The sequence below is a fragment of the Cutibacterium sp. LaCa_89 genome (assembly GCF_058177555.1).
Window position 1 is genome coordinate 1,762,829 of sequence record NZ_CP190889.1, and the last position, 15,807, is coordinate 1,778,635.

The 15,807-nt window shown below is 59.6% G+C and carries 5 protein-coding genes and 3 rRNA genes; 4 read left to right on the plus strand and 4 right to left on the minus strand.

What is annotated here, in order from left to right; translation table 11 throughout:
• Positions 1–5: 5 nt before the first annotated feature.
• The 4 genes from ACP8LP_RS08110 to ACP8LP_RS08125 all read left to right on the plus strand — a co-directional run bounded on the left by ACP8LP_RS08110 (position 6) and on the right by ACP8LP_RS08125 (position 6,592).
• On the plus strand, positions 6–1,511 hold the full coding sequence (locus ACP8LP_RS08110) for a serine/threonine-protein kinase (protein WP_023033504.1): 1,506 nt from the start codon (positions 6–8) through the stop codon (positions 1,509–1,511).
• Between the two features lie 259 nt (positions 1,512–1,770).
• Complete coding sequence (locus tag ACP8LP_RS08115) at positions 1,771–2,805, plus strand: glycoside hydrolase family 3 N-terminal domain-containing protein (RefSeq protein WP_021107722.1); 1,035 nt, start codon at positions 1,771–1,773, stop codon at positions 2,803–2,805.
• 15 nt (positions 2,806–2,820) lie between these two features.
• Entirely contained in the window at positions 2,821–4,761 is a 1,941-nt protein-coding gene (locus ACP8LP_RS08120) for a hypothetical protein (protein WP_484483079.1), read from the plus strand.
• Between the two features lie 529 nt (positions 4,762–5,290).
• Positions 5,291–6,592 (plus strand): ISL3 family transposase, encoded by a 1,302-nt coding sequence (locus tag ACP8LP_RS08125; protein WP_221268287.1) that lies wholly within the window; start codon positions 5,291–5,293, stop codon positions 6,590–6,592.
• Positions 6,593–6,787: 195 nt separating this feature from the next.
• On the opposite strand, the gene rrf is transcribed toward ACP8LP_RS08125, so the two are convergent.
• From rrf to ACP8LP_RS08145, 4 genes are all read right to left on the minus strand, one after another.
• Positions 6,788–6,904, minus strand: a 5S ribosomal RNA gene (gene rrf, locus ACP8LP_RS08130).
• Between the two features lie 102 nt (positions 6,905–7,006).
• Positions 7,007–10,094: ribosomal RNA gene (locus ACP8LP_RS08135) — 23S ribosomal RNA — on the minus strand.
• A gap of 275 nt (positions 10,095–10,369) precedes the next feature.
• Positions 10,370–11,891 (minus strand): 16S ribosomal RNA (locus tag ACP8LP_RS08140).
• Together the 16S, 23S and 5S rRNA genes form the textbook arrangement of a ribosomal RNA operon.
• Before the next feature lie 533 nt (positions 11,892–12,424).
• Positions 12,425–15,805, minus strand: coding sequence for an error-prone DNA polymerase (locus tag ACP8LP_RS08145; protein WP_484483080.1), 3,381 nt, complete (start codon positions 15,803–15,805; stop codon positions 12,425–12,427).
• Between the last annotated feature and the right edge of the window lie 2 nt (positions 15,806–15,807).

Consider the following 15,807-nt stretch of genomic DNA (forward strand, 5'->3'; position numbering starts at 1 on the left):
GAATCATGTCCGAGGAGGACGCCACCGGCGGGTCGACAGTACGTCAAATTGGCAGCCATCACATCCTCGACGAGGTGCTCGGCCAAGGCTCGATGGGAACGGTTTGGCGTGGGCATGATCTCAACGACGGGTCACCTCGAGCCATCAAGGTCCTCAAACCCGAACTGACGAATGACAAAGGCGCGACGCGGCGCTTCATCCAGGAGCGCGACATCCTGATGACCGTCGCCGACGACGCGGTCGTCCGAGTGACTGACATGGTCGTCGAGTCCTCCACCTTCGCCATCATCATGGAATTGGTTGACGGCCCCGACCTTGCACACGTGCTGGAGTCCATTCCCGACCACCGCCTCGAGCCAGCCACGGCGGTCCGCCTCGGAATCGAAGTCTGTCAGGCCCTTACCGCGATTCACCGGGTCGGCATTCGTCACCTCGACATCAAGCCGGCAAATATCCTCATCGAGGACCGAGAGGAGGTCCGTGGGGCACGAATCACAGATTTCGGCGTCTCGGAAATGGTCGCTTCAGGCAATCCCCACGAAATCGTCGGGACTCCCTACTATCAGGCTCCAGAAGTAGCTGCAGGACGAACGCCATTGGCGGCAAGCGACCTCTATTCCTTCGGCGTCACCTTGTACCAATTGCTGGCCGGCCGCGTTCCGTTCCAGGCAGATTCAGCTGGAAATATTCTGCGTGACCAACCCCCGGACCACATTCCCGGGGTTGATCCACGACTGTGGAACACCATCATGACGTGTCTGGCGCCTGATCCGGCCGGACGCCCTGCCAGTGCGGAGTTACTGGCATCTGAGCTGCGCTCATGGCTCGACGGCGGACCGCCGGTCCAGCTCGTTGTACCTCGTCCGCTACCGCCTCCTCCGACGCCGCCAGCCCCGGTTGCGCCGCCACAACCGGTTCCACCGTACTCGGCGCCCTCGGCGACGCGGCCTCCGTCAGCGGTGAGCATGGCAACCCAGGCTCCGTCCGCGCCAGCAGCACATGCGGCGACAAACCAGCGCGGCAGCGACGCTGGATGGTTCATCGCTCTGTTGGCTTTGCTTCTGTTGGTCGGAGCCGGCGCGTTCGTCTATCTCAAAGGGATGCCCGGATCTCATTCCGAGGCCACCGCTCAGCCAATTCATACCGCGACCCCGGCACCCAGCCAGACGCCTGAGGTCAGACCGATGCGAACAGTAACGGCCCATGCCACGGTGACGACCACCGCTGCACCGCCCCCGGCTCCGGCCCAGGTCGGCGTCCCCGCCCACGTCAACCTCCCCGCCGGGGCCTCCGAGTGTGGTCCGGGGACATGGGTCGCCAACACGCGTACGGATTGCTCCTTGGCTCTGAACCTCGCTCAGTCAGTGCCGCCGAATCATCCGTCGAACTTCTGTGTCAGTACGCGAAACCCGCAAACTGGGCGCTCTCACAAGTTCTTCTGCAATGTTGTCGGCGAATACCTCGACTGTAGTAACATCGATTTGGAGGTGTACCTCGTCATTCCGAGGTAACGTTCTTGGGCACTGTCAGCAATGGAAAGGCTGTGGAAATACTGCGACCATGAGACGCCGAACAATCATCACAGCCGCTTTGAGCGCACCATTGGCTGGCTGCGTTTCAAAAGCCGAGCCCCCAGCCGAATCACCCTCGCCTGCACCCGTGACGTCGTCGTCTCCGTCTGACACGCCAACTCCCAGCCCGTCCTCAGCCACCCCCACCCCTACCCCGAGCCCTACCTCGACGCCGACGGAGAAGGTGACCCCAATCCCGATGGATCCACGGGCCGCCCATATCGTGGCGGATATGTCGCTCGAAGAGCGTGCTGGTCAGTGCATTCTCGTCGGGGTGGTTCCCTCAGATTCTCCGGAGTACATCGCCAACCTCATTGACTCCAAGTGCCTTGCCGGCATCTTCATCTTGGGTCATTGGACCAAGAGGTCGAAGCTCGAGGCCATGCTTGACGCCGTCAACAGTGTCAGCCCGCACGGCATGAAGCCCATCGTCGCGAGCGACCATGAGGGCGGCGAGGTTCAGAACATCCGGATTCCGGGAGTCGACCGGCTGCCGAGCCAGGAAGCTCTGGCCCGGATGTCCCCGGCCAAGGCTCAGTCGGTGGTGATGAGAGGTGCCCGCCAACTCGCCGACCTCGGCGTCCACATGATCTTCTCCCCCGTCGCTGACGTCATCGATCCTGAACTTGGCGTCAAGAACAAGCCGATCGCCAAGCACCATCGTGGGTTCGGCACCGATCCTCAGACGTGTGGCCGGTACGCGGCCTCCGTTATTGCGGGGCATCGCAAGGCCGGGATCATCCCGACGGCTAAGCATTTCCCCGGAATTGGGCGCATCGTCGAGGACACGGATTTCAAAGCTGACGGAATTACCGACCACAAGACAATTCGCCATGACCCGTATCTCGAATCGTTCCGAATGGCATTCAATGCTGGGTCTGAAGCGGTCATGATCGCCTCCGCGACCTACTCGAAGATCGATCCAGGAACTCTCGCGTTGTTCTCGTCGAAGGTTATGACCGACATGCTTCGCGGCGACTTCGGATACCAGGGCCTCATCGTTTCAGATGACCTGGGTAGCTCAGTGTCGGTGTTCTCGGTCGACGGTGGACGCCGTGCAAGCAAATTCGTGTCTGCTGGCGGTGACCTGGCGATTACTGCCGATCCTGGCCTGGCAGGCCCCATGATTCAGGCGTTGACGTCGATGGCGGCGTCCTCGTCGGGCAAGAAGCGTCTCAGTGACGCTGCTCACCATGTCATCAACGTCAAACTGGCGCATTCACTGACACGCTGAGAGGGAGAATGAATCGTGGCTGACGATGGATTCGACAAGGGGAATCACCCCGACGATGCGCACTCTGACGACAATGAGACAGAGCTGATCCCTGAGCAGTCCGATTCAGGCTCTGCTGAGGGGCAGGGCCATGAACCCACCCAGGAGCTGCCAGAAAACAACGACGCGACACAACAGATCCCTGCCGAGCCGGACGGTTCGCAAACCCCCTACGCCGATCAGCAGTATCCGCAGCAGGGTGACTTCCCGAACGGCCAGTACCCGCAGGACTGGAACCAGTATCCGCAGGGCGGTAACGCGCCAGAGTGGAGTCCTCAGACAGGTCAGTATGACGGCTGGAATGCCCAGTACCCGCAGCAAGGTTGGGAACAGCAGCCCGGCCAACAGGGCTGGGTGGGAGATCCTTCCCAGCAGGGATGGGACCCCAACCAGTACCCCCAGCAAGGCTGGGATCAGCAGCCCGGCCAGCAAGGCTGGGTGGGAGATCCTTCCCAGCAGGGATGGGACCCCAACCAGTACCCCCAGCAAGGCTGGGAACAGCAGCCCAGTCAGGAAAGCTGGGAAGGCCAACCCGCCCAACAGGCATGGACCGCTGATCAATACAGCCAACAGGGATGGCAGGAGTCCCAAAACCAGCCGGGGTGGGACGAGCAGCAGGATTCGGACGCCAATCAGAATCCGCAGGGCTGGGATCCCAATCAACACCAGCAAGGCTGGGCGGGCACTGAGCCAACCGGAAACTGGGATGGCACATATCCCCAGGAACAGCAACAGCTGGGCGACGGTCAACAGGCCGCCGGGTACCTGCCTGACGGGTCCGCAGGACTGGCGGGTGCGACTGTCGCTGATCGCCCAGACGTTAATGAGTCGATAGGCGGCATCCCCTTCAGCGATGGGCCCCAACCGAAACGTAAGAACCAGTACTGGATCGTTGCCGTCGCCGCAATCCTCGTCGTGGCTCTGGGAGTTGGCCTCTTCTACTTCCTCAAGCCCAAGAATGATGATGCGACGAAGGCAGTCCCCGCGCCGGCCTCCAAGCCTGCCGCGTCAGCCTCCCACACCCCGACCCCAGAGGTGACGGTTACCTCGACGTCGACGGCGACCGCTTCGTCTGCGGCTACCGCTTCATCGACAGCATCAACACCAGCCGCACCGAAGCCGAGCGTTCCGAACAATGCCTCGGTCACGCCGACGCCGGATCTCGTGCGACAGCTCTTCAACGCGCCCGACGCCCAGGTCCAGTGGGTCTCCTTGGCCGCCGACGGTCAGAACGCCGCTGTGGCGTATGCACCCAATTTCAACATCAACGGCAAATCGGCCGGCCCTAATGGCGGCCACCTCGTCATGAGGAAGAACGGAGGGCATTGGGAGCCTCTCCCCCAAGGCGGGGTCATTGCTGACGACAATGACTGCGATGCCATGCTCAAAGTGCTGGGAGACAAGGCTGCTGTCGCTGCCAGCCAGGTCATGAGCAGCAAGCAGTGCGATGCGGCAATCGTCTACGACTTGGCGAAGAAGGGCTCAATCCGACTCGGCGATATGGCAGGTGTCGGGCCTCTTAACCTAGCCAAGTCCACCGCGGAACTCGCCGGTACGATCCATGTCATCCCGGACGGCGTCAGCGGAGTATGTACCCGCAACACCCCGGTGTATGCGCGTTACAACGGCTTCCTCGGCGGAGTATGGACGAGCGGAGACGATGTCCAGGCCTACCTGTTCGTTGGTGGTACTAACGCCAGCTCTAACGGTGCGCGGATCGGCATCACCGAGGCACAGCTGCGGTCCGATTACTCCAAGCTCAAGCTGACCGACGTCACCTCGGACTTCCATGGAATGGGATACGAGAAGGCCCTTGCGTTCTCCAGCGATGGCAAGGAAGTCGACTACCTATTCAACGGCGGCAGGGTCGTTGCCTACATGATCAGGAACTCCAGCTTCATCCCGACTACCTGCTGACGACCTCCTCCAAAACTGACGTGTCCCTTCTCACAGAGAGGGGCCACGTTTTGTATCCTCACTTTCTCGTCGGGACATTCCTGCCCCAGGCTCTGGACCTCAGCCGCCACCCATGCATTTGCCACTCTCGGCTTCTCCGCACCTCACGAGTGGGGCGATGTGCCGGTACGCGAGCGTGGTGAGGACGCGAGTCCAGGTCCCGGTTGCCGGGGGAAGGAAGCACTGCGGTCAGTTTTCCCGAGGATGCATGTCGCCTTCAAGGCCCATGTTCTTGAGTTCGACTCAGCGCTGCTACCGCCTCGGCCGAGAGACCCTGACCCCGTGTTTTGAAGGCAGAAAGCCCGCTTCTGGAGGAAACGGCATCAATTACGGGAGGGCGTCTTGAGGATGAACAATCTCCTCAGTGCTATGCCCGCTCTGTCCGTATTTACCGGCTCATCCCAGTGAACGGTGGGTGGTGAGGTTGTAGGCAGGGGTCGAGGCCCTCGATGATGGAGGTTCCTACCCCGTCCATACCGAGAGCCTCGATGTGTTCAACGCTACCTTCTGTCGTCCGGATCTGACTACCTTCCTCGGCTTGGCCGACCTCGGCTTGGAGGCGATCGGGCTCCGTCTCGAGGCTGGTCGTGCTGTGATTGAGTGCGTCCCGATTAGCGACGACAGTTGGTGCCATCGCTGCGGATGTCGGGGTGTTCGGCATGGGGTCGTGGACCGTTGGTTGGCGCATATTCCGTTGGGTTGGCGCCCCACGATGCTGCTGGTTCGCCTGCCCAGGTATCGCTGTCGCGGGTGTGGTTGCTGTTGGCGTCACGACCTGGAGTTGGCTGCTGGGCCGCGAGCCAAGATGACTCGTGCCGCGGTCTGCTGGGGGCTGGAAGCACTGGTGGTGGATCGGCTCTCTATCTCGCGGATAGCGGCGGCGCTCGGGGTCGCTTGGGACACCGCGAACACCGCGATCCTCGACGCCGGGCAGCAGTTGCTCATTGAGCATCCTGGCCGTCTGAACGGGATCGAAGTCCTGGGTGTTGATGAGCATGTCTGGCGCCACACTCGGCTGGGCGACAAGTACGTCACGGTCATCATCGACCTCACACCGGTCCGCGATGGCAGCGGTTCGTCCCGGCTGCTCGCGATGATTCCCGGGCGCTCCAAGGCAGTGTTCAGGACTTGGCTCGATCAGCAGTCCCAAGACTTCCGTCAAGGAGTCGAGATCGTGGCGATGGACGGCTTTACTGGGTTCAAGACCGCGGCCGCTGAGGCGATCCCTGATGCGGTCACGGTCATGGACCCTTTCCATGTCGTCAAGCTCGCCGCAGACGCTTTGGACGCGACCCGACAGCGGGTCCAGCAGGAAGTCCATGGGCATCGCGGCCGCAACCATGATGCGCTCTATCAGGCCCGGCGGCTACTCCATACCGGCTTGGATCTGCTCCGACCACGACAGATCGAGCGACTCGAGGACCTGTTCGCCTGCGATGATCACGTCGGCGTCGAGGTGACATGGAGCGTCTATCAGCAGCTGGTCTCGGCTTACCGGAGCAAGGACGCCACAGCCGGGAAGGCCTCGCTCGCCCGCATCATCGAGTCGCTGGCCCACGGGGTCCCCAAGGCTCTGCCCGAGTTGGCAAGACTTGGCAGGACGCTCAACAAGCGCCGCAGCGACGTCCTGGCGTTCTTCGATCATCCCGGCACCAGCAACGGCCCTACCGAAGCGATCAACGGACGGCTCGAGCACCTCCGCGGGACCGCTCTCGGGTTCCGTAACCTGACCAACTACATCCGAAGGGCAATACTCGACACCGGCGGTTTCAGACCCGCCTTCCACCGATGATTGGGAAGAGCCTATTTACCTAGCGCCTAAGGGGAAACCGAAAACAGATCTGCGTTGGTGTGGGTGGTTGTGGGTAGACGGCACGGGGCCGGGGGTTGATTGGTGTCATCGCCCCCGGCTGTTGGGTGTGTGGGTGTGTGAAAAAAGCGTGTGGAGACAAGGATGATCCTTGTCTCCACACGCATACAAATATGATTCCGGCGGCGTCCTACTCTCCCACACGATCCCTCGTGCAGTACCATCAGCGCTGGAAGGCTTAACTACCGGGTTCGGTATGGGACCGGGTGTTTCCCTTCCGCTATGGCCACCGGAAAAACTATGGGGCCAGTCAGGCTTGGCGCAACCCCCGCGTGGGGGCTGGGAGCCGTACAGTGGATGCGATCATCACAATTCTTCTTGGACGTGAAAGTGTGTGTTTGTAAGTCCTCGGTCTATTAGTACCAGTCAGCTCCACACCTTACGATGCGTCCACGCCTGGCCTATCAACCCGGTCGTCTACCGGAGACCTTACCAGATTCATCTGCAGGAACCCTCATCTTGAAGCGTGCTTCCCGCTTAGATGCTTTCAGCGGTTATCACAACCCGACGTAGCCAACCAGCCATGCTCTTGGCAGAACAACTGGCACACCAGAGGTCAGTCCGTCCCGGTCCTCTCGTACTAAGGACAGCCCTTCTCAAGATTCCTCCGCGCGCAGCGGATAGGGACCGAACTGTCTCACGACGTTCTGAACCCAGCTCGCGTGCCGCTTTAATGGGCGAACAGCCCAACCCTTGGGACCGACTCCAGCCCCAGGATGCGACGAGCCGACATCGAGGTGCCAAACCATGCCGTCGCTATGAGCGCTCGGGCAAGATCAGCCTGTTATCCCCGGGGTACCTTTTATCCGTTGAGTGACGGCGCGTCCACAAGCCACCGTCAGATCACTAGTCCCGACTTTCGTCCCTGCTCGACCTGTCAGTCTCACAGTCAAGCCCCCTTGTGCACTTACACTCGACACCTGATTACCAACCAGGATGAGGGAACCTTTGGGCGCCTCCGTTACCTTTTAGGAGGCGACCGCCCCAGTCAAACTACCCATCAGGCACTGTCCCTGAACCGGATCACGGCCCAAAGTTAGATAACCAGAACGACCAGAGTGGTATTTCAACAATGACTCCACAACCACTGGCGTGGCCGCTTCACAGTCTCCCACCTATCCTACACAAGTCGTCCCAATCACCAATACCAAACTATAGTAAAGGTCCCGGGGTCTTTCCGTCCTGCTGCGCGTAACGAGCATCTTTACTCGTAATGCAATTTCACCGAGTTCATGGTGGAGACAGTAGGGAAATCGTTACTCCATTCGTGCAGGTCGGAACTTACCCGACAAGGAATTTCGCTACCTTAGGATGGTTATAGTTACCACCGCCGTTTACTGGGGCTTAAGTTCACCGCTTCGCCAACGCTAACAGTTCCCCTTAACCTTCCAGCACCGGGCAGGAGTCAGTCCGTATACATCGTCTTACAACTTCGCACGGACCTGTGTTTTTGGTAAACAGTCGTTTCCCCCTGGTCTCTGCGCCCCTCACCGCTACCAGCTGTAAAAGCCTTGACAGTTCAGGTCCCCCTTATCCCGAAGTTACGGGGGCATTTTGCCGAGTTCCTTCACCATGATGATCTCGATCGCCTCGGTATACTCTACCTATCCACCAGTGTCGGTTTAGGGTACGGGCGGACCAGCCACCTCGCTCACGAAGATTTTCTCGACAGTACAGGATCACTCACTCACCCACGTTCCGTGGGCTCGCCATCATGCCTCAACCACAACCCTGGCGGATTTACCTACCAGACGGTCCACACATTTAGCCCCGGACAACCATCGCCGGGGATGAGCTACCTCCCTGCGTCCCTCCGCAGCTTGCCTACTACATGATCGGTTCACACACTCACCACACCACCACAACATCAAAGACATCACAATGGCAGGCTCGCACGCTTAGCATCACACACCTCGACACGGACGGTGACAAGCCGGTACCAGAATATCAACTGGTTATCCATCGACTACGCCTGTCGGCCTCGCCTTAGGTCCCGACTCACCCAGGGCAGATTAACTTGACCCTGGAACCCTTGGATAATCGGCGGACGGGTTTTCCACCCGTCATTCGCTACTCATGCCTGCATTCTCACTCCCGCACAATCCACCACACGGTCACCCGGCAGCTTCACCTCGCACAGGACGCTCCCCTACCCAAACCCCCACAAAGGAGATCTGCCACAGCTTCGGCGGATAACTTAAGCCCCGCTACATTGTCGGCGCGGAATCACTTGACCAGTGAGCTATTACGCACTCTTTCAAGGATGGCTGCTTCCAAGCCAACCTCCTGGCTGTCTACGCAACTCCACATCCTTTTCCACTGAGTTACCACTTAGGGGCCTTAGCTGATGATCTGGGCTGTTTCCCTCTCGACGACGAAGCTTATCCCCCGCCGTCTCACTGCTACGCTCCACTTGCCGGCATTCGGAGTTTGGCTGATTTCGGTAAGCTGATAGGCCCCCTAGACCATCCAGTGCTCTACCTCCGACAAGAACCACGCAACGCTGCACCTAAATGCATTTCGGGGAGAACCAGCTATCACGGTGTTTGATTGGCCTTTCACCCCTATCCACAGCTCATCCCCTCCATTTTCAACTGAAGTGGGTTCGGACCTCCACGACGTCTTACCGACGCTTCATCCTGGCCATGGATAGATCACACCGCTTCGGGTCTAGAACACGCGACTCACGCCCTTATCGGACTCGCTTTCGCTACGACTCCCCCACACAGGTTAACCTCGCCACGCATCACTAACTCGCAGGCTCATTCTTCAAAAGGCACGCCATCACCCCACAAGGCTCTGACGGCTTGTATGCGACCGGTTTCAGGTACTATTTCACTCCCCTCCCGGGGTACTTTTCACCATTCCCTCACGGTACTGATCCACTATCGGTCACCAAGGAGTATTTAGGCTTGACGGGTGGTCCCGCCAGATTCACGCGAAATTCCACGAGTTCCACGCTACTTGGGGTAACCCTCACCAGTGCCACGCTTACAGTTACGGGACTCTCACCCACTCCGGTACGCCTTCCCAGACGCTTCACCTTCACGCAACATTTATCACTGGCCAATCCTGCGGCAGCAGAACCCAAAGGCCCCCACAACCCCGCACATGCAACACCTGCCGGCTTGAACACACACACGGTTTAGCCTCATCCACTTTCGCTCGCCACTACTCACGGAATCACGGTTGTTTTCTCTTCCTACGGGTACTAAGATGTTTCACTTCCCCGCGTTACCTCCCACACCCCTATACATTCAGGGCAGGGTCACCGGACACTACTCCGGACACTCCAGGTTTCCCCATTCGGACACCCCCGGATCACAGCTCGTTTACCAACTCCCCAGGGCTTATCGCAGGTTACAACGTCCTTCATCGGCTCTTGGTGCCAAGGCATCCACCGATCGCACTTAACAACTTGCACAACAACACAAGACACAAAAAATTAAGATGCTCGCATCCACTATACAGTTCTCAACCACCACACGAATCAACACCACACCCACCACACAGCAGACGCAGCATCACCGCACCAGGCCACCACACACCAGTGTGATACCCCAGAACCCCAACAGCATGCCCCAGACCGTCCACCACAAGATGAACACGCCAATGTTCCACAAGAAGCTAACCCATCCACCAACGACTCACAACGAGCCACACAGCAATGATGAGTCCTGACAATGAAGTGCTCCTTAGAAAGGAGGTGATCCAGCCGCACCTTCCGGTACGGCTACCTTGTTACGACTTAGTCCTAATTACCAGTCCCACCTTCGACGGCTCCCCCACACAGGTTAGGCCACCGGCTTCGGGTGTTACCGACTTTCATGACTTGACGGGCGGTGTGTACAAGCCCCGGGAACGTATTCACCGCAGCGTTGCTGATCTGCGATTACTAGCGACTCCGACTTCATAGGGTCGAGTTGCAGACCCCAATCCGAACTGAGACCGGCTTTCCGAGATTCGCTCACCCTCACAGGCTCGCAACTCTTTGTACCGGCCATTGTAGCATGCGTGAAGCCCTGGACATAAGGGGCATGATGACTTGACGTCATCCCCACCTTCCTCCGAGTTGACCCCGGCGGTCTCCACTGAGTCCCCACCATAACGTGCTGGCAACAGTGAACGAGGGTTGCGCTCGTTGCGGGACTTAACCCAACATCTCACGACACGAGCTGACGACAGCCATGCACCACCTGTGAACCAGCCCCACAAGGAGGCATACCCATCTCTGAGCACTCCCAGTCCATGTCAAACCCAGGTAAGGTTCTTCGCGTTGCATCGAATTAATCCGCATGCTCCGCCGCTTGTGCGGGGCCCCGTCAATTCCTTTGAGTTTTAGCCTTGCGGCCGTACTCCCCAGGCGGGGTACTTAATGCGTTAGCTACGGCACGGAATCCGTGGAATGGACCCCACACCTAGTACCCACCGTTTACAGCGTGGACTACCAGGGTATCTAAGCCTGTTCGCTCCCCACGCTTTCGCTCCTCAGCGTCAGGAAAGGTCCAGAGAACCGCCTTCGCCACTGGTGTTCCTCCTGATATCTGCGCATTCCACCGCTCCACCAGGAATTCCATTCTCCCCTACCTTCCTCAAGTCAACCCGTATCGAAAGCACGCTCAGGGTTAAGCCCCAAGTTTTCACTTCCGACGCAATCAACCACCTACGAGCTCTTTACGCCCAATAAATCCGGACAACGCTCGCACCCTACGTATCACCGCGGCTGCTGGCACGTAGTTAGCCGGTGCTTCTTCTGCAGGTACCGTCACAAAAGCTTCGCCCCTGCTGAAAGCGGTTTACAACCCGAAGGCCGTCATCCCGCACGCGGCGTTGCTGCATCAGGCTTCCGCCCATTGTGCAATATTCCCCACTGCTGCCTCCCGTAGGAGTCTGGGCCGTATCTCAGTCCCAATGTGGCCGGTCGCCCTCTCAGGCCGGCTACCCGTCAAAGCCTTGGTAAGCCACTACCCCACCAACAAGCTGATAAGCCGCGAGTCCATCCAAAACCGCCGAAGCTTTCCAACCCCCACCATGCAGCAAGGATTCCTATCCGGTATTAGCCCCAGTTTCCTGAAGTTATCCCGAAGTCAAGGGCAGGTTACTCACGTGTTACTCACCCGTTCGCCACTCGAGTACCCCCAAAGGGGCCTTTCCGTTCGACTTGCATGTGTTAAGCACGCCGCCAGCGTTCGTCCTGAGCCAGGATCAAACTCTCCAATGAAAAAATATCACCCACCCACACACACAATGCAGGCAACGGTGTCACAAGAGAATCCAAAACACTAACCCCAAACACTGACCAAAAAAATTCAGTCCATGTCCAGAATCACAAAGGAATTCATAAACAAATCCGACACATCCATAGATGCATCAAAAAATCATTGACTATCAAAGACACACTGTTGAGTTCTCAAGCATCACACCCACCAGAACAACCCCACCGCTTAACCAGCAGGACCACCCCAAGGCGACCCGACCGACCCTACCACACCAACCCCAACCCCGCAAAACCCGCGGTTTCAAGATCAGCCAGCAAAACCAGCCAAAACCGTGCCACCACTCCGAAAAGCAGCGACCCGATCAACCCTACCAGATCAACCTCGACTCATCAAAACCATCGGGCTGAGATCCAGTTCGGCTGCTATCTGGGAGCCGCTTCAAGCAGTCCCTGACAGCTCGGAAAACGTTACACATGGATGAACGATGATGCAAATTAGGGTGCCGCTGTCATCGTATCCCCTTGTCAAAGGCTGTTCAGCGGAAGTCACGGGATCTCGTGGGTACTGATAAATCGAGGGCTTCCAACCGATCTGCTTGCAAACTCGTCACTCCCTCGTCGCTTCTTTCCAAGATCCCCCGCACCACCAAAGCTCGCGACGTCCGGGCCACACGTCGGTGATGCTTCCATGCACCCGGAGTGACGATGACGTTGAGCAGGCCGGTTTCGTCCTCCACGTTGAGGAAGGTCACTCCCCCTGCTGTCCCAGGTCTCTGTCTGTGGGTGACGACTCCAGCAACTTCTATACGCCGTCCAGCCTCGACGTCGCCCAGCCGGTCAACTCGCACCACACCTCGCCGATCAAGGACGCCCCGGACGTGGCGAACAGGATGGTCGGCCGTACTGACTCCGGTGGCACGGATGTCGTCACCCAATAACTCCAACTGAGTGGGTTCGGGAAGCAAAGGTGGCTGGGTGGCCACCTGAACATCCAGCTGGCCCGGTGCTACACCGTCGATCTGACCGATCTGCCACAGAGCGCCCCGTCTTGACCCCACGAGATCGTCGAAGACACCAGCCAGGGCAAGGGCCTCCACCTCTTCCTTGCCCAGTTCAACGCGCCGAGCGAGGTCGTCGAGGCTGGTGAAGGGTTCGCGTTCCCGCTCCGTAATGATCCGAGTGGCTGTCTCGGTACTGATACCGGAGACGTCAGAAAGGCCCAACCGCACCGCGAAGTGAGTATCCCGACGATGGTCACCGTCATCACGATCGGGGTCAAAAGGACCGGTCTCGGACTCGTCGTGGTCATGAAGACAGTCGTCCATCCCTGTCTCCACGTCATCGCCTCCACGATCCAGTGCTTCCAGATCTGCCCCCACTGACGACTTCGTCAGGTCTGGACGTCGCGTCACCACACCGTGTCGTCGAGCATCCGCCACCAGAGTCGCCGGGGAATAGAACCCCATCGGCTGGCTGCGCAGCAAAGCCGCAAGAAAGGCTGCCGGGTAATGCAGCTTGACCCAAGCTGAGGTGTAGACCAGTCCGGCGACGCTCAAGGCATGGGACTCGGCAAATCCAAAATTCGCGAAAGACTCGATGCGGGCATAGATGTCCTGGGCAGTGTCGTCGTCAATCCCATTGGCTGCCATCCCCTCGAAAAGCTTGGCGCGTAGCGAGTCAATGCGTTCGACCCCGCGTTTGGATCCCATCGCTCGGCGCAACAGGTCAGCGTCGGCAGCCGTGCAATTGCCGACCGTCGTGGCCATTTGCATGAGCTGCTCCTGGAAGAGCGGGATCCCCAGGGTGCGCTTGAGCACTGGTTCAAGCAGAGGGTGGGGATAAGTGATCGGTTCAGCACCCGTGCGTCGTCTGATGTAGGGATGCACCGCGCCTCCCTGCACCGGACCAGGACGGATGAGCCCGATCTCCACGGCCAAGTCGTAGAAGCAGCGCGGCTTGAGCCGCGGCAGAGTGCCAATCTGGGCCCGGCTCTCCACCTGGAAGACACCGATGCTGTCACCACGGCACAACATGTCGTAGACCCCGGGCTCATTGCGCGGGATCGACGCCAGGGTCCAAGATCGTCCGCAGTGCCGGGAGATGAGATCGAAGGAAATGCTCAGTGCCGAGAGCATTCCCAACCCCAGCAGGTCGAACTTCACCAACCCCATCCAGGCACAGTCCTCCTTGTCCCACTGCAGCACCGTGCGACCAGGCATCCGGGCTGGCTCGATCGGACAGATGCGTTCCACTGGTTCCTGGGTCAGCACCATTCCGGCCGAGTGGATGCCCAGGTGACGCGGTAGCCCCATCACCTGCTGGGCGAGGGCGACGACCTCGTCAGGAATCTCGGAGCTCCGGGAGCCCGGCACCACTGATCGTCTCTCCATCTGACGCGACCACGCGTCCTGCTGCCCTTGGGAATAACCGAGGGCTTTGGCCGTGTCCCGGATGGCACTGCGCGGCCGATAGGTGATGACGTCAGCCACCTGGGCAGCGTTGCGCCGCCCGTACTTGGCGTAGACGTACTGGATGACCTCCTCACGACGTCGAGCGTCGAAGTCGACATCGATGTCAGGCTCCTCCTCGCGCAGCACCGACAGGAACCGCTCGAAGGGCAAGCCGTAAAACACCGGATCGACGACGGTGATGCCCAGCACGTAACAGACCGCCGAGGCCGCTGCTGATCCACGTCCTTGACACAAGATCCCCCGGGACCGAGCGAACTCCACGATGTCGGAGACGATGAGGAAGTAGCCGGCAAAATCCCGAACCTCGATGAGGTCGAGTTCCGTGGCCAGGCGGTCCTTGGCCACTGGGTCATCCCCGTAGCAGCCTCGACGCCCCTCCTCCACCAGATGACGCAGCCAACTGATGGGAGTGTGTCCCTCGGGCACCTTCTGGTCGGGCAGACGGGGACGCACCGACCTCAGTTGGAAAGCCGTCCTCTCAGCCACCGCTACGGTGTTGTCCACCGCATCTCGGTGACGGCTGAACAGGTCTGCCATCTCCGCGCCGCTGCGCAACCTCGCCACCGGGCCGGGAGGAAGCCAGCCGTCCATCTCGTCAAGACTGCGTCGAGCCCGCACCGCTGAGAGAGCGCAGGCCAGCTCGAACTGTTCAGCACCGGCGTAGTGGGCGGCTGTCGTCGCCACCGTCGTCAGGCCATGGCGGCCTGCCAGCTCAGCAAGGACGTCGTTGTCACGGGAATCGGTGGGAGCGCGATGATCGGTCAACTCGACCATGACATTGTCGATACCGAAGAGATCAACCAGGTGATGGAGCTCGGCCTCAGCTTGAGCCACCCCCTTGACCAAGCCCTGCCTCACTGCTCCCTTCCGACATCCGGTGAGGACAGTCCAGTGCTCGTCGGCCACCTCGGCCAAATGGTTGAGATCATGGACCGGATGCCCTTTCTGCCCACCCTCGGCCAGATAGGCGTCCGTGAGGGCACCGGCCAAGCGGCGATAGCCCTCCGGGCCGTTGGCCAGCACGAGCAGGTGGCTGCCCACCGGATCAGCCACCCCGTTCTGAGGCTCCGGCACTCCAATGGACAACTCCGACCCGATGATGGTGGGAAGACCACAGGCTTCAGCCGCTTCAGCCATTCTGACGACCCCGTAGAGGCCGTCATGATCAGTCAGGGCCAGCCCTGACAGGCCCAGCTCCACCGCTCGGGTGACGAGGTTCTCCGGACTGGAGGCACCGTCAAGAAAGCTGTAGGAGGAGTGACAGTGCAGCTCGGCATAGGGCACCACTGGCCCCTCGGGTCGGAGGGGACGACAGTCAAAGGGTTTACGGACGCGGCGATAGCCGGTCTGATCAGCATGGCTGTCCTGATGGCCATTGGGAGGACGCCGTCCCGAGATGCGTCTTTCCAACTCTCGCCACGGAATCAGAGGATTGTGGTAACTCACCC

Bases quoted from the DNA above. Each gene is read 5' to 3' on its own strand.
- ACP8LP_RS08115 (WP_021107722.1), top strand. From the start codon at position 1,771: ATGGATCCACGGGCCGCCCATATCGTGGCGGATATGTCGCTCGAAGAG.
- ACP8LP_RS08110 (WP_023033504.1), top strand. From the start codon at position 6: ATGTCCGAGGAGGACGCCACCGGCGGGTCGACAGTACGTCAAATTGGC.